At 60.7% G+C, this 20,058-nt stretch carries 20 protein-coding genes; 16 read left to right on the forward strand and 4 right to left on the reverse strand.

The genetic code is table 11. From position 1 onward, the window contains the following. The first annotated feature begins 17 nt into the window (after positions 1-17). From lpdA to C7U61_RS09220, 6 genes are all read left to right on the forward strand, one after another. Entirely contained in the window at positions 18-1,463 is a 1,446-nt protein-coding gene (gene lpdA / locus C7U61_RS09195) for a dihydrolipoyl dehydrogenase (protein WP_106997799.1), read from the forward strand. 55 nt (positions 1,464-1,518) lie between these two features. Then, a complete protein-coding gene (locus C7U61_RS09200) occupies positions 1,519-1,773 on the forward strand; it encodes a GlsB/YeaQ/YmgE family stress response membrane protein (protein ID WP_106997800.1) in 255 nt (84 codons plus the stop codon). Between the two features lie 34 nt (positions 1,774-1,807). Then, positions 1,808-2,056, forward strand: a complete 249-nt coding sequence (locus tag C7U61_RS09205; RefSeq protein WP_106997801.1) for a GlsB/YeaQ/YmgE family stress response membrane protein — start codon at positions 1,808-1,810, stop codon at positions 2,054-2,056. Between the two features lie 36 nt (positions 2,057-2,092). Then, entirely contained in the window at positions 2,093-3,064 is a 972-nt protein-coding gene (gene lipA, locus C7U61_RS09210) for a lipoyl synthase (RefSeq protein ID WP_106997802.1), read from the forward strand. Between the two features lie 158 nt (positions 3,065-3,222). Continuing rightward, the gene (locus tag C7U61_RS09215; protein WP_106997803.1) at positions 3,223-3,816 is read left to right on the forward strand and encodes an AAA family ATPase; all 594 of its coding nucleotides are present in this window, start codon (positions 3,223-3,225) and stop codon (positions 3,814-3,816) included. A 9-nt stretch (positions 3,817-3,825) separates the two neighbouring features. After that, positions 3,826-4,272 (forward strand): type II toxin-antitoxin system RatA family toxin, encoded by a 447-nt coding sequence (locus C7U61_RS09220; RefSeq protein WP_106997942.1) that lies wholly within the window; start codon positions 3,826-3,828, stop codon positions 4,270-4,272. A gap of 12 nt (positions 4,273-4,284) precedes the next feature. Here C7U61_RS09220 and C7U61_RS09225 read toward each other — a convergent pair whose 3' ends face one another. Together C7U61_RS09225 and C7U61_RS09230 are read right to left on the reverse strand one after the other, a co-directional pair. Further along, on the reverse strand, positions 4,285-4,782 hold the full coding sequence (locus C7U61_RS09225) for a CinA family protein (protein WP_106997804.1): 498 nt from the start codon (positions 4,780-4,782) through the stop codon (positions 4,285-4,287). Further along, complete coding sequence (locus C7U61_RS09230) at positions 4,779-5,999, reverse strand: bifunctional 2-C-methyl-D-erythritol 4-phosphate cytidylyltransferase/2-C-methyl-D-erythritol 2,4-cyclodiphosphate synthase (RefSeq protein WP_106997943.1); 1,221 nt, start codon at positions 5,997-5,999, stop codon at positions 4,779-4,781. The genes C7U61_RS09225 and C7U61_RS09230 overlap by 4 nt, the downstream gene beginning before the upstream one ends. A gap of 219 nt (positions 6,000-6,218) precedes the next feature. Between C7U61_RS09230 and dusB the strand changes: the two genes are divergently transcribed. The 8 genes from dusB (at position 6,219) to hflX (ending at position 16,438) form a co-directional block, all read left to right on the forward strand. After that, positions 6,219-7,247, forward strand: coding sequence for a tRNA dihydrouridine synthase DusB (dusB, locus tag C7U61_RS09235; protein WP_106997805.1), 1,029 nt, complete (start codon positions 6,219-6,221; stop codon positions 7,245-7,247). Further along, positions 7,244-8,401, forward strand: a complete 1,158-nt coding sequence (locus C7U61_RS09240) for a nitrogen regulation protein NR(II) (RefSeq protein ID WP_106997806.1) — start codon at positions 7,244-7,246, stop codon at positions 8,399-8,401. Before dusB ends, C7U61_RS09240 begins: the two co-directional genes overlap by 4 nt. Further along, a complete protein-coding gene (ntrC, locus tag C7U61_RS09245) occupies positions 8,398-9,849 on the forward strand; it encodes a nitrogen regulation protein NR(I) (RefSeq protein ID WP_106997807.1) in 1,452 nt (483 codons plus the stop codon). The genes C7U61_RS09240 and ntrC overlap by 4 nt, the downstream gene beginning before the upstream one ends. Before the next feature lie 285 nt (positions 9,850-10,134). After that, on the forward strand, positions 10,135-12,408 hold the full coding sequence (locus C7U61_RS09250; RefSeq protein ID WP_106997808.1) for a PAS domain-containing sensor histidine kinase: 2,274 nt from the start codon (positions 10,135-10,137) through the stop codon (positions 12,406-12,408). Next, positions 12,398-13,762 carry a sigma-54 dependent transcriptional regulator gene (locus C7U61_RS09255; RefSeq protein ID WP_106997809.1) on the forward strand — a complete coding sequence of 455 codons (1,365 nt, stop codon included), beginning with the start codon at positions 12,398-12,400 and terminating at the stop codon, positions 13,760-13,762. Before C7U61_RS09250 ends, C7U61_RS09255 begins: the two co-directional genes overlap by 11 nt. Before the next feature lie 49 nt (positions 13,763-13,811). After that, entirely contained in the window at positions 13,812-14,675 is an 864-nt protein-coding gene (locus C7U61_RS09260) for a D-amino-acid transaminase (protein WP_106997810.1), read from the forward strand. A gap of 107 nt (positions 14,676-14,782) precedes the next feature. Further along, positions 14,783-15,025, forward strand: a complete 243-nt coding sequence (hfq, locus tag C7U61_RS09265) for an RNA chaperone Hfq (RefSeq protein ID WP_003539403.1) — start codon at positions 14,783-14,785, stop codon at positions 15,023-15,025. 78 nt (positions 15,026-15,103) lie between these two features. Continuing rightward, positions 15,104-16,438 (forward strand): GTPase HflX, encoded by a 1,335-nt coding sequence (hflX, locus tag C7U61_RS09270; protein WP_106997811.1) that lies wholly within the window; start codon positions 15,104-15,106, stop codon positions 16,436-16,438. 106 nt (positions 16,439-16,544) lie between these two features. Here the strand turns inward: hflX and mazG are convergent, their stop codons facing one another. Together mazG and C7U61_RS09280 are read right to left on the reverse strand one after the other, a co-directional pair. Beyond that, positions 16,545-17,393, reverse strand: coding sequence for a nucleoside triphosphate pyrophosphohydrolase (gene mazG / locus C7U61_RS09275; RefSeq protein ID WP_106997812.1), 849 nt, complete (start codon positions 17,391-17,393; stop codon positions 16,545-16,547). A 22-nt stretch (positions 17,394-17,415) separates the two neighbouring features. Beyond that, positions 17,416-18,003 (reverse strand): nucleoside deaminase, encoded by a 588-nt coding sequence (locus C7U61_RS09280; protein WP_106997813.1) that lies wholly within the window; start codon positions 18,001-18,003, stop codon positions 17,416-17,418. Between the two features lie 291 nt (positions 18,004-18,294). Between C7U61_RS09280 and cysG the strand changes: the two genes are divergently transcribed. After that, positions 18,295-19,731, forward strand: a complete 1,437-nt coding sequence (gene cysG / locus C7U61_RS09285) for a siroheme synthase CysG (RefSeq protein ID WP_106997814.1) — start codon at positions 18,295-18,297, stop codon at positions 19,729-19,731. A gap of 3 nt (positions 19,732-19,734) precedes the next feature. After that, on the forward strand, positions 19,735-20,049 hold the full coding sequence (locus C7U61_RS09290; protein ID WP_106997815.1) for a DUF2849 domain-containing protein: 315 nt from the start codon (positions 19,735-19,737) through the stop codon (positions 20,047-20,049). Positions 20,050-20,058: the final 9 nt, after the last annotated feature.

Here is a 20,058-nt window from a genome sequence, read left to right on the forward strand (position 1 = left end):
AATAAGGCAGGAAACATATGGCTGAGAATTACGACGTCATTATCATCGGCTCCGGTCCCGGCGGTTATGTCGCCGCCGTGCGCGCCGGCCAGCTTGGCCTGAAGACCGCAATCGTCGAGCGCGAGCACCTGGGCGGCATCTGCCTCAACTGGGGTTGCATTCCAACCAAGGCGCTGCTCCGTTCGGCCGAAATTCTCGATCATTCCAATCACCTCAAGGACTACGGCCTCGTTCTCGAAGGAAAGGTCAGCGCGGATGTAAAGGCGGTTGTCGCCCGCTCGCGCGGCGTCTCCGCTCGTCTGAACGCCGGCGTCGGCTTCCTCATGAAGAAGAACAAGGTCGATGTGATCTGGGGCGAAGCCAAGATCACCAAGCCCGGCGAGATCGTCGTCGGCAAGTCGACCAAGCCGGTCGTCGAGCCGCAGCACCCGGTGCCGAAGAACGTCAAGGGCGAGGGCACCTATACCGCCAAGCACATCATCATCGCGACCGGCGCCCGTCCACGCGCGCTGCCGGGCATCGAGCCGGACGGCAAGCTGATCTGGACCTATTTCGAGGCCCTGAAGCCGGATTTCCTGCCGAAATCGCTGCTCGTCATGGGCTCGGGCGCGATCGGTATCGAATTCGCGAGCTTCTATCGCTCGATGGGCGTTGACGTCACCGTGGTTGAAATCATGCCGACCATCATGCCGGTCGAGGATGCGGAAATCTCGGGCATCGCCCGCAAACAGCTCGAAAAGCGCGGCCTGAAGATCTTCACCAAGGCGAAGGTCACGAAGGTCGACAAGGCTGCCAACAGCATCACCGCTCACGTCGAAACCGAAGACGGCAAGATTCAGCAGATCACGGCCGATCGCATGATCTCGGCCGTCGGCGTTCAGGGCAACATCGAGAACCTCGGCCTCGAGGCGCTCGGCGTTAAGACCGACCGCGGCTGTGTCGTTATCGACGGCTATGGCAAGACCAATGTTCCCGGCATCTACGCGATCGGCGATGTTGCCGGGCCGCCGATGCTGGCGCATAAGGCCGAGCACGAAGGCGTCGTCTGCGTCGAAAAGATCGCCGGCCTGCCGAACGTTCATCCGACCGACAAGAGCAAGGTTCCGGGCTGCACCTATTGCCAGCCGCAGGTCGCCTCCGTCGGCCTGACGGAAGCCAAGGCCAAGGAACTCGGCCGCGACATCCGCGTCGGCCGCTTCTCCTTCGCTGCCAACGGCAAGGCGATCGCGCTCGGCGAGGACCAGGGTCTCTGCAAGGTCATATTCGACAAGAAGACCGGCGAACTCCTTGGCGCCCATATGGTCGGCGCGGAAGTGACCGAACTCATCCAGGGCTTCGTCGTCGCCATGAATCTGGAGACGACGGAAGAAGAACTGATGCACACGATCTTCCCGCATCCGACCGTCTCGGAAACGATGAAGGAAGCCGTGCTCGACGCCTATGGCCGGGTGCTGAACGCTTGATAATTTCCTGCCATGCCCTTTATCCGAAGGGTGGAAAACAGGAAGGGAAATCAACATGTCTATGGCAGCGCAAGGTTGGGTCGTCTTTCTTCTCATCGGTCTGGTCGCGGGGTTCCTCGCGAGCCTTATCGTTGGCGGAGGCGGGCTCATCAGTTGCCTGGTGAGCGGCGTGATCGGCGCTTTTGTGGGCGGTTTCCTGTTCCATTATTTCGGGATATCGCTCGGCATTGAAAATGCGCTTGTCGTGGAGATCATTCATGCCACGGTCGGCGCCATCATCGTGGTGTTATTGGCGAGATTGATCGCCTAGAGCATGTTGGCAACAGACCTGGAACGAGGGTTTGATGGAAAGCGTAGGTTGGCTGGGTTTGATCATCATCGGCGGTCTTGCGGGCTGGCTCGCGGGCAAGCTGATGGACGCGCGCTATGGTGTCATCCTGAACATCATCCTCGGTATCGCCGGCTCGGTCGTGGCTGCGGCGCTGATGGTGGCTCTGCATGTCGGCGTACCAGGCGGCCGACTGGGCTTTTTCATCACCGGTTTCATCGGTGCATGCATTCTGATATTCCTCGCCAAAGTCGCTCGGCGATGAAGGGCCGCATTTCAAGCGGCGGAAAGTAGACGTTTCATGGTCACCATTCTCGACACGATCAACCCCGAAGCCAAGCGCGTGCGCCACCCTGAGAAGGCGCATCGGCCGGATACGGAAGTCCTGCGCAAGCCGGACTGGATCCGTGTGAAGGCGCCGACATCGAAAGGTTATGCCGAGACCCGCTCGATCGTGAAGGAGCACAAGCTCGTCACGGTCTGCGAAGAGGCCGGGTGCCCGAATATCGGCGAGTGCTGGGACAAGAAGCACGCCACCTTCATGATCATGGGCGAAATCTGCACGCGCGCCTGCGCCTTCTGCAACGTCGCGACTGGCAAACCGAATGCGCTTGATATTGCCGAGCCGGAAAACGTCGCCAAGGCCGTCAAGCAGATGGGCCTCAGCCATGTCGTCATCACCTCGGTCGACCGCGACGACCTGGAAGACGGCGGCGCCGAGCATTTCGAGAAAGTCATCTGGGCGATCCGCGCCGCTTCGCCGGCCACCACGATCGAGATCCTGACGCCGGACTTCCTGAAGAAGCCGGGCGCTCTGGAGCGCGTCGTTGCCGCCAAGCCCGACGTCTTCAACCACAATTTGGAAACCGTCCCCGGCAACTATCTGACGGTTCGCCCCGGTGCCCGTTACTTCCACTCCGTCCGTCTGCTGCAGCGGGTCAAGGAACTGGACCCGACTATGTTTACCAAATCGGGCATCATGGTGGGCCTTGGCGAAGAGCGCAACGAAGTGCTTCAGTTGATGGACGACCTGCGCACAGCGGATGTCGACTTCCTGACCATCGGCCAGTATCTGCAGCCGACGCGCAAGCATCATCAGGTCATGAGCTTCGTCACACCGGAAGAGTTCAAGTCCTATGAGACCGTCGCCTATAGCAAGGGCTTCCTCATGGTGTCGTCGAGCCCGCTGACCCGCTCCTCACATCATGCGGGCGACGATTTCGAGCGGTTGCGGGCCGCGCGGGCCAAGAAGCTGCTGCTCGCTGCCGAGTAAACCCAGCCCGGATATATTTTTGCCATTCGGATGAATCGCGGCGATTACGCCGCGATTTTCGCTCGCGTGGTCATGTTTTTGTCATTGAGGCGGCTTAGGGAACACGCAGCCGTTTGTTACCGGTTTCGGCGCTTTCGATTCGATCATGGAGCAGAACCGTGGAACAGATCGTCGCGCCGCAGGCGCTTACCCATGCCGTTGATATAAATCAGGCAGCTGCGCTTATCAAAAAGGCCAACCGCATCCTCGTCATGGGCTGCTCCGGCGCCGGAAAATCGACCCTGTCCCAGAAGATTGCCGCCCGTTTCGGTCTCGTCTATGTGTCGATCGATCGCGACGTTTTATGGCTGCCGGGTTGGGTCCAGCGCGAAAAGGCCGAACAGCGCGCCATCATCCTTGCTAAGGTGCAGGGCGAGCGATGGATCATGGACGGGACCAACCCCTCGACATTCGACATCCGCCTGCCGCGCGCGGATTTGGTCATATGGGTGCGGATGCCCCGCCTGCTGTGCATCTGGGGAGCCGTCACTCGTTGGATCAAATGGATGGGCCGCACGCGTCCGGACATGGCGCCCGGCTGCATCGAGAAAGTCGACTGGGAGTTCCTGCGCTTCATCTGGACGTTTGAGGAAAAATTCACGCCCAAGGTTCTTGCCGGCCTTGCCGAACATGGTCCCGATGTCCCTTTTTTACAGCTGAAATCCCGCGGCGAAATGCGTCAACTCCTTGATCTTCTCGGTCGGCCTGCTTAATTGCGGCTCATGCCTCAGTTCGAAACTCATCGCCCCGTTCCGCATTCGCCCGACCAGATGTTCGACCTCGTCGCCGATGTGGAGCGCTATCCGGAATTTCTGCCGCTTTGCAACGCGCTCACGGTCCGTAGCCGCAAGGAGCGGGACGGCAAGACCTTGCTCGTTGCCGATATGACGGTTGGCTATAAGGCCATCCGCGAGACCTTCACCACACAGGTGCTGCTGAACAAGGCGGAGCGTGCGATTGACGTGAAATATATCGACGGGCCGTTCAAGTATCTCGACAATCGCTGGCGCTTTCAGCCGGCGGAGAATGGCGGCAGCGTCATCGATTTCTTCATCGACTACGAATTCAAGAGCCGCATCCTCGGTGCCCTGATGGGATCGATGTTCGACCGGGCCTTTCGCATGTTCACGGATGCCTTCGAGACGCGCGCGAACAAAATCTATGCTTGAAGCCGCGTCCGGTCACTGGGCGACCGTGACAAGCATCTCCAACGCCGTCTGTAACGTGGCGAGCCGAACCTTGTCGCGGCCGATGTCGCCATAGCGCATTTCATGATGGATGATCCCACCGCTTCGCCCCTTGGCGGCGAGGTGGACGAGCCCGACCGGCTTTTCGGCGGAGCCGCCGCCAGGGCCGGCAATACCGGTCACCGCCACGGCAAAATCGGCCCGGGAGCGGAAGAGGGCGCCATGCACCATCTGCAGCGCCGTTTCCTTCGATACCGCGCCGAATTGCGCCAGCGTCTGCTCCTGAACGCCGAGCATCTCCATCTTGGCGGTATTGGTATAGGTGACGAAGCCTCGGTCGACCACGGCGGATGAACCGGGGATTTCCGTCAGCGCGCCGGCGATCAGCCCGCCCGTGCAGGATTCGGCCGTCGCGACCATCAAGCCCCTGGCTGTGAAGTCGGTAACGATCTTCTGAGCGAGCGCAATAATCTCATCGGGAAAATGCATCATGCCTTGCCTCCGCGAAAGACGACGGTCGCCGTCGCGATGGCCGCGATACCTTCGCGGCGGCCGACGAAGCCGATCTTTTCGTTCGTCGTCGCCTTGACCGAGCAGCGATCGATGCTGATGGCGAGAAACTCTGACAGCTTAGCGCGCATGGCGTCGCGATGCGGTCCGACCTTCGGCGCTTCCGCAATCAGCGAGACATCCGCATTCATGATGGTGCCGCCGCGCTCGCGCACGATTCTTGCCGCATGCTCGATGAAGATGCGCGACGGCGCGCCCTTCCATTGTGGATCGGAGGGTGGAAAATGATCGCCGATATCCCCGGCGCCGCAGGTGGCGAGCAGCGCGTCCGTCAGGGCATGCAGGGCGACATCGGCATCCGAGTGCCCCTTCAGCTTCTGGTTGTGCGGAATGAACACGCCGCAGAGCGTCACGCCATCGCCCGGCTCCAGCTGATGCACGTCATAGCCGTTGCCGGTGCGCACGTCGGGCAGCAGCGCGGCACCGAGCTTTTCATCGGCCATGGCAATATCCCTCTTGATCGTCAGCTTCACATTGTCGGCGCTGCCGTTCACCAACGTCACTGGCAGGTTGCACCATTCCGCGATCGCGGCGTCGTCGGTGAAATCGCTTCTGCCGTTGGCTTCGGCCTTCTCATGCGCGGCGAGAATATCGGCGAAGCGGAAGGATTGCGGCGTCTGTGCAGCGTGAAGCCCGGCGCGGGGAACGGTATCGATGACGAGCCCATCCGCATTGCCGCGCTTCAGCGTGTCTGTCACAGGCATGGCCGGCAAAACCGCCGGCGCGCCACCAGCAAGCGCTGCGGCCACTCGGTCGAGCAGATCGTGATCGAAGAACGGGCGCACGGCATCGTGGATCATCACATGGGTCACGCCGCAATCTTTCAACGCGCGTAGCCCGGCAAGCACGGATTGCTGACGGGTCGTCCCACCCAAGGCGATTGTGATCTCAGGCCGGCCTGGAACCTGCTCCAGCGCGGCTCGAAGCAGCTTTTCATCGTCGGGATGGATGACGACGACGATCTTCGATGCCTGCGGCCATGTCACGAATTTTTCAAGCGTATGCGCAATAACCGCTCTGCCGCCGATCGGGCGATATTGTTTGGGGCCTTCTTCGGGAGAGCCCGCCCGTTCGCCGCGCCCGGCGGCAACGATGACGATTCCCACCGACAGCGGTTGCTTTGAATGCATTTGCGTCATAAACCCCCGAAGGATGAAAGGCTTGGTTTCCGGCATGGCTTTGAAAGCGTGAAACTTTCCTTGGTGCAAGCACATGCTAAATAGATCGCCAAATGCGATCGTGCTTCAGCAGGGTCTATCGCCTTGGCCGAGTATTTTCCAGCATTTGCCAAAAAATATCGGCATTCTTCGAAACCCCTTGGCAAACTTTTAAAGCGTGTCTAAAAATAGTGCAGACGTATGGTGTGCCCGAAAGATAATCATTTGCTGTCTTCCAAGCTTGCAACCTCATTTTCAATCGGTTCCGTATCCATCCGGAATCGTGTGATCCTGGCACCGATGTCGGGCGTGACCGATTTGCCTTTCCGGCAGCTCGCTTTGCGCTACGGCGCCGGTCTGGTCGTTACGGAGATGGTCGCAAGCCGCGAGCTCGTGCAGGACACGGCCGAATCCTGGGCTCGTTTGAAGAGCGCTGGCTTGAAGCCGCATATGGTGCAGCTTGCCGGCCGCGAGGCGCATTGGATGGCCGAGGCCGCAAAGATCGCCGCGGACAACGGCGCAGATATCATCGATATCAATATGGGCTGCCCCGCCAAGAAGGTGATCGGCGGCTATTCCGGTTCCGCGCTGATGCGCGATCCGGACCATGCGCTGACATTGATCGAAGCGACGGTCCGCGCCGTGACTATTCCCGTGACGCTGAAGATGCGGTTGGGTTGGGACGAGAATTCAATCAACGCGCCTCATATCGCGCGCCGCGCCGAAGAGGCCGGCATCCAGCTCGTCACCATCCACGGCCGCACGCGCACGCAGTTCTATGAGGGCAGGGCGGATTGGGATGCCATCCGCGGCGTGCGCGATGAGATCTCCATTCCGCTTGTTGCCAATGGCGATGTCGAAACTGGAGAGGACGCGCAGGAAATCCTGCGGCGCTCGGGTGCTGACGCGGTGATGATCGGCCGGGGCTGTCAGGGCCGTCCATGGCATGCGGGCGTGCTGGCAGGACATCGCGAGCCCAGCAGTCAGGAGATCGTCGAGATCGCTCTCGAACACTATCGGATGATGCTGGAATTCTATGGCGAAGCGGTGGGCATTCGCCATGCCCGCAAGCATCTCGCCTCGTATCTCGATCGCTACGCGCCGGCGACGACAGGTGCCGACAAGGCAAAAATCATGACGTCGAAGGACAGCGGCGAGGTGGCGGCATCCTTCCATGCCGCGCTGCAGGCAGGCGCCGATCTCGCTCAATGCGTCCAGGAGGCTGCATGACTTCGAAATCCAGCTCCGGCGCCGGCGACACCTCAGCCAACTCCGTTGCCATGGCCGTCCTCAACGCGATCCAGAATCCCGTGGTCATGGTCGATGAGGCGGGCTTGATCGCCTTCGCCAACTGGGAGGCGGAAGCTTTCTTCGGCGCCAGCGCATCGCATCTGTCGCGCTATAGGATTTCGAGCTTCATTCCTTTCGGCAGCCCCTTGCTGGCGCTAATCGACCAAGTGCGCGAGCGCCGCGCACCGGTGAACGAATACCGTGTCGATCTGAGCTCGCCGCGCCTCGGACAGGACAAGCTAGTGGACATTTATGTCGCGCCGGTTTCCAGCGACCCCGGCTCCGTGGTGGTGGTGTTCCAGGAGCGCTCCATGGCCGACAAGATCGACCGGCAGCTGACACATCGCGCCGCCGCCCGCTCGGTCACCGGCCTTGCCTCCATGCTGGCGCATGAGATCAAGAACCCGCTTTCGGGCATCCGAGGGGCCGCGCAACTGCTCGAACAATCGGTCGAGGACGACGACCGCGCGCTGACGCGCCTGATCTGCGACGAGACCGATCGCATCGTTTCGCTGGTCGACCGCATGGAGGTTTTCTCCGACGAGCGGCCCGTCGATCGCGTCCCTGTCAACATCCATTCCGTGCTCGATCATGTGAAGGCCGTTGCCAAGGCCGGCTTTGCCCGAAACATCAAGATTTCGGAGAATTACGACCCGTCGCTGCCCGCAGTCTTCGCCAATCGGGACCAGCTCGTACAGGTGTTCCTCAATCTGGTGAAGAATGCTGCCGAAGCGGTCGGCGACCGTCCGGATGGCGAGATCATGCTGACGACGGCCTATCGTCCCGGTATCCGGCTTTCGGTTGCCGGCACGCGGGAAAAGATCTCTCTGCCGCTGGAATTCTGCGTCATCGATAACGGCCCGGGCGTGCCGGCCGATCTCGTGCCGCATCTCTTCGATCCGTTCATCACCACCAAGATGAACGGAACCGGCCTTGGCCTCGCGCTGGTCGCCAAGATCATCGGCGACCACGGCGGCATCGTCGAATGCGACAGCCAGAACCATCGCACCACATTCCGTGTTTTGATGCCTGCCTCCAAGGGCATCACCTCAGAAGATGCCCCACTTCCGAACTCTACAGGGACTACTCGATGACAGCCACGATCCTTGTCGCCGATGACGATGCGGCCATCCGCACCGTGCTCAACCAGGCTTTGAGCCGCGCGGGTTACGACGTACGCATCACGTCCAACGCCGCCACGCTCTGGCGTTGGGTCTCGGCCGGCGAAGGCGACCTCGTTGTAACCGACGTCGTCATGCCCGATGAAAACGCATTCGATCTGCTGCCGCGCATCAAGAAGGCGAGGCCGGATCTGCCTGTGCTGGTCATGAGCGCGCAGAATACCTTCATGACCGCCATCAAGGCATCGGAGAAGGGTGCCTACGACTATCTGCCGAAGCCTTTCGACCTGACCGAGCTGATCGCGATCGTCGGTCGAGCTCTGTCCGAACCGAAGCGCAGGCCGGCAAAGATCGAGGACGACGTGCAGGACGGCATGCCTCTCGTCGGCCGCTCCGCCGCCATGCAGGAAATCTACCGCGTGCTCGCGCGCCTCATGCAGACCGATCTGACGCTGATGATCACCGGCGAATCCGGTACCGGCAAGGAACTGGTCGCGCGCGCTCTGCATGATTACGGCAAGCGCCGCAACGGTCCGTTCGTGGCCATCAACATGGCGGCCATCCCGCGTGACCTGATCGAATCCGAGCTGTTCGGCCACGAAAAGGGCGCCTTCACCGGTGCGCAAACCCGTTCGACGGGCCGTTTCGAACAGGCCGAAGGCGGCACGCTGTTTCTTGACGAAATCGGCGATATGCCGATGGATGCCCAGACGCGTCTGCTGCGCGTGCTGCAGCAGGGCGAATATACCACCGTCGGCGGCCGCACGCCGATCCGCACCGATGTCCGCATCGTCGCCGCCACCAACAAGGATCTGAAGCAGGCCATCAATCAAGGTCTGTTCCGCGAGGATCTCTACTACCGCCTCAACGTCGTGCCGCTGCGGTTGCCGCCGCTGCGCGACCGCGCCGAGGACATCCCGGATCTGGTGCGTCATTTCATTCAGCAGGCTGAGAAGGAGGGGCTTGGTTCCAAGCGTTTCGATCAGGAAGCGCTCGAACTCATGAAGGCCTATCCCTGGCCCGGCAACGTCCGCGAGCTGGAAAATCTTATCCGCCGCCTGATGGCGCTTTATCCGCAGGACGTCATCACCAAGGAGATCATCGACGCGGAGCTGCGTGCCGACGTGCCCGACAGCCCGATCGAAAAAGGGCCGGTTCGCACCGGTTCCATGACCATTGCGCAGGCGGTGGAAGAGAATATGCGGACCTATTTCGCCAGTTTCGGCGAGAATCTGCCGCCGCCGGGTCTCTATGACCGCGTGTTGACGGAGATGGAATATCCACTGATTCTCGCCGCTCTGACCGCTACGCGCGGCAATCAGATCAAGGCAGCCGATCTCTTGGGCCTCAACCGCAATACGCTGCGCAAAAAGATTAGAGAACTGGGTGTTTCGGTTTACAGAAGCTCCCGAACGGCTTGACAACGCGATCCGATGCGTTGCATTTTCGCCACAATGCGTTGCTTAAAGGTCACGCAGCAGATTCGTCGTTTTTGCGGTGGCGATTCATCTGACCGCTCTTGTCTGAACGAGAGTCCGTCTGATTTTTCAAAATGTTGCAGAGATGACGTGAAGTAAAGGTTTCGCTTCAGTGCGAAACCGAACGACAGTTCCCGCCTCTGCCAATCACTCGCATGGATGCCCGACAGTGGCCATGCGATGTTGATCAGGGCGCCGACCGTCGCTCGGGCGTGGAGATTGATGGGAATGATGCAGGATGCGGTGTCGCCGGCGGCGAGCGACGAGGCGGTTGTCAAGGTGACGGACCGTCGTGCTTCCTTTGCCCTACCTGGTCTGATCCTGGCCGGCGGCGCGCTTTTGTGCGCCATCGCGACTTTGCTGATGCTTCTCGGACTGACGCCGGTCGCCCCGACATCATCGGTCGTCTTCACCTCCGTCGTCATCAACGGTCTTTTCGTGCTGGGGCTTATCGCTCTGATCGGCCGCGAAGTGGCGCGGCTGATGAAGGCACGCAGCCGTGGACGCGCTGCGGCGCGGCTGCATATCCGCATCGTCGTTCTTTTCTCGATCGTCGCGATCACGCCCGCCATCCTCGTCGCCATCGTCGCCAGCCTGACGCTCAATGTCGGCCTCGACCGCTGGTTCGGCGTACGCACGCAGCAGATCATCAGTTCCTCGCAGAACGTCGCGCAAGCCTATCTGATGGAGAATGCGAGCTATCTGCAGGGTCAGACCGTGTCGATGGCGAACGATCTGGAGCGCAACCGTACGCTCTTCAACCTCGATCGCACCGGTTTTGCCGATTTGATGACCCGTCAGGCCCGCGGACGCGGCTTGCTCGGCGCATTTCTCGTGCGCCGCGACGGCAGCGCCATCGTCCAGGCCGAGATCAAGACCGAGCGTCCGCTGCCGGCCATTCCGAAGGATGCGCTCGATTCCTCGGCCAATGGACAGCCGACCCTCATCCCGCCTGGCGTGACCAATCTTGTCGGCGCGGTTATCAAGCTCGATGAAATACCCGGCGCGTTCCTCTACACCGTGCGCGCGGTCGACCCACGCGTCATGAACGCCATGCGGATGGTGGAGGACAACACCGTCGAGTACAAGGCGATGGAAGAAGGGCGCATGTCGCTCCAGATCGCCTTCGCCGTTCTCTATATCGGCTTTGCTCTCATCGTACTTCTGGCGGCGATCTGGACCGCGATCGCTATTGCCGATCGTATCGTCAGGCCTATCCGCCTCCTCATCAGTGCTGCCGACAACGTTGCTTCGGGTAACATGAACGTGCTGGTGCCGGTACGCTCGGCCGACGGCGACGTCGGCAGCCTGTCGCGCACCTTCAATAAGATGATCTCGGAAATTCGCACGCAGCGCGATGAAATCCTTGAAGCGAAGGACGAGGTCGATGACCGGCGCCGCTTTATCGAAGCGGTGCTTTCGGGTGTGACGGCGGCCGTGATCGGCGTTGAGCATGATCGGCGCATCACCATCGTCAACACTTCGGCGGAAGATCTGCTGACGCTCAAGAGTGACGAACTGATCGGCAAGAACCTTTCGGATATCGCGCCTGAAGTCGATCAGGTCGTCACCGAGGCGACGACCCGCCATCGCAGCGATTTCCGCAAACAGATCAGCCTCGTTCGCGGCGGTACAGTGCGTACGCTCAGCGTTCAGGTGACGCGTGAGGAATCGCGCGATGCCAATGAATCCTATGTCATCACCCTCGATGACATCACCGATCTTGTCATAGCGCAGCGTTCGACCGCCTGGGCGGATGTCGCCCGCCGCATTGCGCATGAGATCAAGAACCCGCTGACGCCCATTCAGCTGTCGGCCGAGCGTATCCGTCGCCGCTTCGGCAAGAACATCGCCGATGCCGACCGCCCGGTCTTCGACCAATGCACGGAGACGATCATCCGGCAGGTGGGCGATATCGGCCGCATGGTCGACGAGTTCTCCTCCTTCGCCCGCATGCCGAAGCCGACCATGGAGCCGACCGACCTGCGCGATATTCTGCGCGATGCCGTGTTCCTGCGCGAAATGGGCAATACCCATGTCCAGTTCGAGCGCGAGCTGGGCGACGAACGGCTCGAGGGCATGTTCGATGCGCGAATGCTCGGCCAGGCCTTCGGCAATCTCATCAAGAATGCCGTCGAGGCGATCGAAGGGGTGCCGAGCGACCAGGCGCGGGAGCAGCCGAAGATTCTCGTGCGCTCGTCGCTCGATCCGGATCGGGATCGCTTCACCGTCGACGTCATCGATAACGGCCGCGGCCTGCCGGTGGAGAATCGGCACAGCATTCTCGAACCCTATATGACGATGCGCGAGAAGGGCACGGGCCTTGGCCTCGCCATTGTCAAGAAGATCATTGAAGACCATGGCGGGCAGATCGAACTCCACGACGCTCCCGCCGATTTCGACCAGGGCAGGGGGGCCATGATCCGCGTGCATCTGCCGCGCCGTGAGCAAGCCGCCGTCGCCCATACGAAAAATGACAAGGAAAGCGTCTATGGCATCTGATATTCTCGTAGTCGACGACGAGGAAGACATTCGCGAAATCGTTTCGGGAATTCTTTCGGATGAGGGCCACGAAACCCGCACCGCGCATGACAGCGACAGCGCGCTAGCGGCTATTTCCGATCGCGCGCCGCGTCTGATCTTCCTCGATATCTGGATGCAGGGCAGCAAGCTCGATGGGCTTGCGCTGCTCGATGAAATCAAGGCACGCCACCCGGATCTGCCCGTGGTGATGATCTCCGGTCACGGCAACATCGAGACGGCCGTCTCCGCCATCAAGCGCGGCGCCTTCGATTTCATCGAAAAGCCGTTCAAGGCCGATCGCCTGATCCTGATCGCCGAGCGGGCGCTCGAAAATTCCAAGCTGAAGCGTGAAGTCTCCGAGCTGAAGCGCCGCACGGGCGATGCCGTTGAACTGATCGGCACGTCGGTTGCCGTTTCGCAGCTGCGCCAGACGATCGACAAGGTGGCGCCGACCAACAGCCGCATCATGATCTTCGGCCCGTCTGGCTCCGGCAAGGAGCTCGTGGCTCGGATGATCCACAAGAAGTCGGCTCGCGCGAATGGTCCCTTCGTGGCCCTGAATGCCGCCACCATCACGCCGGAGCGCATGGAAATCGCCCTGTTCGGCACCGAAGGCTCGCCGGGCCAGGCGCGCAAGATCGGCGCCCTGGAAGAAGCCCACCGCGGCATCCTCTATCTTGATGAAGTCGGTGAAATGCCGCGCGAGACGCAGAACAAGATCCTGCGCGTCCTTGTCGACCAGCAGTTCGAGCGTGTCGGCGGCTCCAAGCGCGTCAAGGTGGATGTGCGCATCATCTCGTCCACAGCCTACAATCTCGAAAGCCGTATCGCCGAGAGCCTGTTCCGCGAGGATCTTTATCACCGTCTCGCAGTCGTGCCCGTCCGGGTGCCGGCTCTGGCCGAGCGCCGCGAAGATATTCCCTTCCTCGTCGATCAGCTGATGCGCCAGATTTCCGAGCAGGCGGGCATCCGCCCACGCCGGATCGGCGATGATGCCATGGCGGTGCTGCAGGCGCACGACTGGCCGGGCAATATCCGCCAGTTGCGCAACAATATCGAACGGCTGATGATTCTCGCGCGCTCCGATGGCGCGGAAACGCCGATCACCGCGGAAATGCTGCCGACCGACCTCGGCGACATGCTTCCAAAGGTTTCCGCCAAGAACGATTACCACATCATGACGCTACCGCTGCGCGAAGCCCGCGAAATGTTCGAGCGCGATTATCTCATCGCCCAGATCAACCGCTTCGGCGGCAATATCTCGCGCACGGCGGAATTTGTCGGCATGGAGCGCTCAGCGCTCCATCGCAAGCTGAAGTCTTTGGGCGTCTGACCGGACGCCCGGCGTTTCAAACATTGCAAGATTCGGATCAGGGGCTTCCATGCCGAGAATAGCTTATGTCAACGGCCGCTACGTCAAGCACAGCGACGCCATGGTGCATATCGAAGACCGCGGCTATCAATTCGCCGATGGCGTCTACGAGGTTTGCGAAGTTCGCCACGGCGTGATCGTCGATCTGACGCGCCATCTCGATCGCCTCAACCGCTCGCTGAACGAGCTGCGCATCGCCTGGCCGATGACGCGCCAGGCATTGGTGCTGGTGATTCGCGAGACCTTGCGCCGCAATCATGTCCGCAACGGCCTGTTCTACCTGCAGGTTACGCGCGGCGTCGCCCGCCGCGATCACGTCTTCCCGCCGGCCGGCACGCCATCCTCCATCGTCGTTACCGCCAAGAGTACCGATCAGTTGGTGATTGCCAAGAAGAATGCCAATGGCATCAAGGCGATCACCGTCCGCGACAACCGCTGGGATCGCGTGGATATCAAGTCCGTTGGCTTGCTTCCGAACGCGATGGCCCGCCAGCAAGCCAAGGAGGCCGGCGCGCAAGAGGCGATCTATATCGATCACAACGGCATGGTGAAAGAAGGGGCCGCGACCAACGTCTGGATTGTCGATCACGACGGAAATCTCGTCACCCGTCCCGCCGAGCACGGCATCCTTCGCGGCATCACCCGCACGACGCTGATGGACGTCGCAGCCAAGCTCGATGTGACGATTGTCGAGCGATTCTTCTCGGTCGAGGAGATGATGCAGGCCCGCGAAGTCTTCATCACCGCTGCAACAAGTATCTGTTTTCCGGTCGTTTCTATCGACGGTGAGACCATTGCCAACGGTCATCCAGGCAGCATGTCACAGAAAATTCGCGAAGCCTTTTTCGACATTGCGGAAAAGACTGCGATTTGATACCAACATTCGCTGGGTGGAGAGAGCGAGGGTATCTCCGGTCCGGGACCTCTGTATATCATGACATTTAACCGGCTCAGGTCGGCAAAAAAGAAAGAAGCGGCGCGATGGCGGAACGTTCTCAGAACTTGCAGGACTTGTTTCTCAATACTGTTCGCAAGCAAAAGATTTCACTCACAATTTTCTTGATTAACGGCGTGAAGCTCACAGGGGTCGTAACCTCCTTTGACAATTTCTGTGTCCTGCTCCGCCGCGATGGCCACTCGCAGCTCGTCTACAAGCATGCGATCTCGACGATCATGCCGGGTCAGCCGATGCAGATGTTCGAGAGCGAAGAAGCCGCATCCTAACTGGGACTTGCCGTTATCACGACACGCGATACCAAAAATGATTCCCTCATCCCGGAGACCGTAAAACACCGGGATGATATGCGCGCCGTTGTCGTCGTGCCTGTGCTGAAACAGGCACGCTCCGCGCGCTCCGCTCAAGCCGACAGTGCCATCTCCGTTTCGCGCCCGCCTGAAAGCCGGCTGGAAGAGGCCAAGGGGCTTGCGCTCGCCATCGACCTCGATGTCGTCAACGGCTCTATCGTTCCCATCAACGACCCGCGGCCGGCAACCCTGCTCGGAACCGGTAAAATCGAGGAAATCCTTGCGCTGCTCGACGAGTTCAACGCCGGGCTTGTCATCGTAGATCATCCGCTGACGCCGGTACAGCAGCGCAATCTCGAGAAGGCCTGGAACGCCAAGGTCATCGACCGTACCGGCCTCATTCTCGAAATCTTCGGCCGCCGCGCCTCCACCAAGGAAGGCACGCTGCAGGTAGAGCTTGCGCATCTGAACTATCAGAAGGGCCGGCTGGTTCGAAGCTGGACCCATCTTGAGCGCCAGCGCGGCGGTGCCGGCTTCATGGGCGGCCCGGGTGAAACCCAGATCGAAGCCGACCGCCGTATGCTGCAGGAGCGGATCATCCGGCTCGAGCGGGAGCTGGAGCAGGTGGTCCGCACCCGCCAGCTTCATCGCGCCAAGCGCAAGAAGGTGCCGCATCCGATCGTGGCTCTGGTCGGCTATACCAATGCCGGCAAGTCGACGCTCTTCAACCGCATCACCGGCGCCGGCGTGCTGGCGGAAGACATGCTGTTTGCGACGCTCGATCCGACGTTGCGCCGCATGAAGCTGCCGCATGGCCGTACCGTTATCCTCTCCGATACCGTCGGTTTTATCTCGGACCTTCCGACTCACCTGGTGGCCGCGTTTCGCGCGACGCTGGAAGAGGTCTTGGAAGCCGACCTGATCCTGCATGTCCGCGATCTCTCCGATGATGACAATCAGGCCCAGAGCGCAGATGTCATGCGCATTCTCGGCGATCTCGGCATTGGCGAGGCCGAAGGCGCCGAGCGCATTCTCGAGGTCTGGAACAAGATCGACCGTTTGGAACCGGAGGCCCATGACGCCATCGTGCAGAAGGCGTCGACCGCTGAAAACGTCATTGCCGTTTCAGCGATAACAGGCGAGGGCGTCGATCGTCTGATGGATGAAATCAGCCGGCGCCTCTCCGGCGTGTTGACGGAAACAACGATCACCTTGCCCGTCGAAAAGCTGGCGCTGCTGCCCTGGCTCTACGACCACGCTATCGTCGACAACCGCAAAGACAATGAAGACGGCACGGTGACGCTCGACGTCCGTCTGACAGAAACCGAAGCGGCCGAACTGGAGCGTCGTATGGGCAACGGCCCGAAGCCGCAGCGCGAAGACTGGGAATAGGCGGCGTTCCGCATGTCGCGCAAAAGTGTGCAGCGGTTTTGCAGCACCGACATGCGAAAGACCAGAGCCTGAGGTGCGAGAAGCGAATCCTAGATCACGGCGCGCTTCAGGCCGTTTTTACACCGGCAAGCTGCCGCTCGATGGCTTTGGCCGCCTGCCAAATCTCTTCCATCCGCTCCAGCGAGGCGCCTTCCAGCGTCTCGCCTTCAGCCTCGAGCGTTGTTTCGATGTGATGGAAACGGCGGCGGAACTTGGTGTTCGTGCCGCGCAGCGCCTGCTCGGGATCGGCGTTCACGTGCCGGCCGATGTTGACGACAGCAAAGATCAGGTCCCCAAGCTCGTCGCTGACCTTGGCCTTGTCGCCGCTTACAAGCGCTGCCCGCAATTCACCGATCTCCTCCTCGATCTTGTCGAGGATCGGCTCCGGCGTCGACCAATCGAAGCCCACCTTGGCGGCGCACTCCTGCAGTTTCAAGGCTTCGGTCAGGGCAGGGAAGGTGCGTTGTACAGAGCCCAGGAAGCCGCCCTTGAAATCTTCCGTGATACCGCTCTTGGCGCGGCGCTCGGCGCGTTCCCGCTTCTCCTCGGCCTTGATCCGGTCCCACTGCAGCGTCACCGCATCCTCGGTCTTGGCATCGGAGACGGCAAAGACATGCGGATGGCGGCGGATCATCTTGCGGGTAATAGCATGCACGACATCGCCGAAGGAAAATGCGCCAGCCTCCTCGGCGATCCGGGCGTGGAAGACGACCTGCAGCAGGAGATCGCCGAGCTCGTCGCAGAGATCGTCATTGTCCTTGCGCTCGATCGCATCCGCGACCTCATAGGCTTCTTCGATCGTGTAAGGCTTGATGGTCTCGAAGGTCTGGACGATGTCCCAAGGGCAACCGCTCTCTGGGTTCCGGAGCGCCGCCATGATGTCGATCAGACGGGAAATGTCTCGCGATGCTTCCATCGTTGCCTCAAATTTTGCTCTGTCAGTTCAAAGGAATGTCGTTGCCGCTCTTCGACGCCTGGTAATTCTCGGAGAGACCGGCATAGGCTTGCTTTATGCGCGCCGTCTGGTCCTTCAGCTCGGCCTTACGCGGATCGGCTTCCGTCTCCACAAGGTCGGAAATGGCAAAGCTGTTCCAGAATGCGTTTTGGCGGCGATAGCCACCCGGCTCCAGGCCAAAAACTTCTTTCAGGATCTTGAGGTCGTGCGGGATCGCAAAGGCATCCCGGGAGTCCTCGTGGCTGAAAAAATAATAGAAATTGTCGAAGCCGGCCCAGGTGATCGCCGACATGCACATGGTGCAGGGCTCATGGGTGGACAGGAAGATGAGATCCTTGGTCGCGGGCTTTTCGCCGAGTTCGTAGAAGCGCTTGAGGGTGTGAACCTCGCCATGCCAGAGCGGGTTTTCCAATTCATTGTTGGTTTCCGCAATGACGAGCGAGAGATCGGACTTGCGCAGGATGGCCGCTCCGAAGACCTTATTGCCGGCGGCTACGCCCTTGCGGGTCAGAGGCAGGATATCGTTCTCGACAACGTCGAGAAGTCGGGCTGCAATGCTGTTGTAGGCCAAGGATCTCTCCGGGTTTTGTTGCTAGTCTATCGGCATTGCCCGAGCGGCGGAATGCGCAAATGACGTATGGACCGTGTTTGTCACAGGCAATAAAATCACTGCAGGCGTCAGTCAATGATAAAAGTCTATAGATTTCCTATATTTATCTCGATCTGCTCGCCTGGTGAGTTTTGCTCAAATCCTTGGCATGTCGAGCAAAAGAATACGCGCATGCATGGGCATTAGAATTTCTGTTTCTTCAATCTCTTGCCCGCAAAGGCGATATTCGCCAAATCTCGAAGTGGAACCATGATGTATCCCAGGACTGAACAGCTTTCGGTGTTTCCCGCTTTCTTCCGCGTGGAAGGAAGGGTGGCGGCTGTCTTCGGCAATGGCGACGAAGCCTTTGCCAAGGCACGGCTGCTCATGAACACGCAGGTCCGGATCGTCGCTTATGCACCGGCGCCTGAAGCCGATTATCACGCCTTCCTAATCGCCAATCGCATCGAAACCGCACGCGGCGATTTCTCGCCCGACCAGGTCAAGGGTGCCACGCTCGTTTTCGCTGCCACCGGCGACGCTGAGGCCGATCGCGCGATCGTCGATGCGGCTCGAGCCGAGAAAATTCCGGTAAATGCCGTCGACCAGCCTGAATATTGTGATTTCTATACGCCTGCGCTGGTCAATCGTGCGCCCGTTGCTGTCGCCATCGGCACCGAGGGTGCAGGCCCGGTGCTGGCGCAGATGATCCGCGCTCAGATCGACCAGATGCTGTCGCCGTCGCTTGGCAAGCTGGCAGAGCTCGCGACGCGCTTCCGCAAGCCGGTTGAGCGCTTTGTGCCGCGTGGCGTTGCCCGCCGCATCTTCTGGCGGCAGTTCTTTTCGGGGCCTGTCGCCGATGCCATCAATGCCGGCCATGTCGCACAGGCGGAGCAGGCGGCCGATGAGCTGCTGCAGTCGTCGCGTGAGGTCGAGGGCCGCGTCTGGCTGGTCGGTGCCGGCCCCGGCGCCGAAGATCTGCTGACGCTGCGTGCGCAGCGCGTGATGATGGAAGCCGATGTCATCGTCTATGATGCGCTGGTACCGCAGGCGATCGTGGATATGGGCCGCCGCGACGCCGAACGCCTGTCGGTGGGCAAGCGCAAGGGCTGCCACAGCAAGTCGCAGGAAGAAATCAACGATCTGCTGGTGCAGCTCGGCCGCGAAGGCAAGCGTGTGGTGCGGCTGAAGTCCGGCGATCCGCTGGTTTACGGCCGCGCCGGCGAGGAGATGGCGGCTTTGCGCGCGGCCGGCATCGGCTATGAGATCGTTCCCGGCATCACGTCGGCTTTCGCCGCTGCTGCCGATTTCGAGCTGCCGCTGACGCTGCGCGGCGTCGCCTCGTCGCTGGTCTTCACAACGGGCCACGATCTCACGGGCGATGTGCTGCCCGACTGGGCGAGTTTGGCCGTATCCGGCGCCACGATTGCCGTGTATATGGGACGCACGGTTGCCGCTTCCGTTGCCGGCCGCCTGATGCAGGCCGGCCTGCCGCCCGAGACGACCGTTGCCATCATCGAGAATGCCAGCCGGCGCGATCGTCGCCTGATGCACGGTATTCTGCGGGATCTGCCCGATCTCGAGCACCGCGACGAGTTGAACGGGCCGGTCATGGTCATTATCGGCGATGCCGTCGCCGGTGCGAATTTTGAGCAATCCGAGCCGCTGGTCCGCCGCGAGACCGCTGCTCAAGACTATGCAAGGAACTGATTTATGGTCGACAAGGTTCTGACCGCAAACCGGCTTACCGATGGCGTCGCCGTCTGGCTGAACGCAAATGGTGAGTGGACGACGTCGCTGCAGGAGGCGCTTGTCGCTCGGCATGCGGAAGCTGAAGCCGCGCTGGAAGCGATCGGCAAGCAGGCCTATGCCGAGAACAAGGTCGTCGATGTCAATCTGATCGACGTTCAGGAGACGGGCGGCAAGCTCTGGCCGCTGCGCCTGCGCGAGCGCATCCGCGCCGAAGGCCCCACTATGGAATATGCGCCGGGCTATGCCGCGGCCGATCCCGATTTCATTGCAGTCTGAGAAGTCCCG

The sequence above is a fragment of the Rhizobium sp. JAB6 genome, from assembly GCF_003024605.1.
GTDB lineage: Bacteria > Pseudomonadota > Alphaproteobacteria > Rhizobiales > Rhizobiaceae > Rhizobium.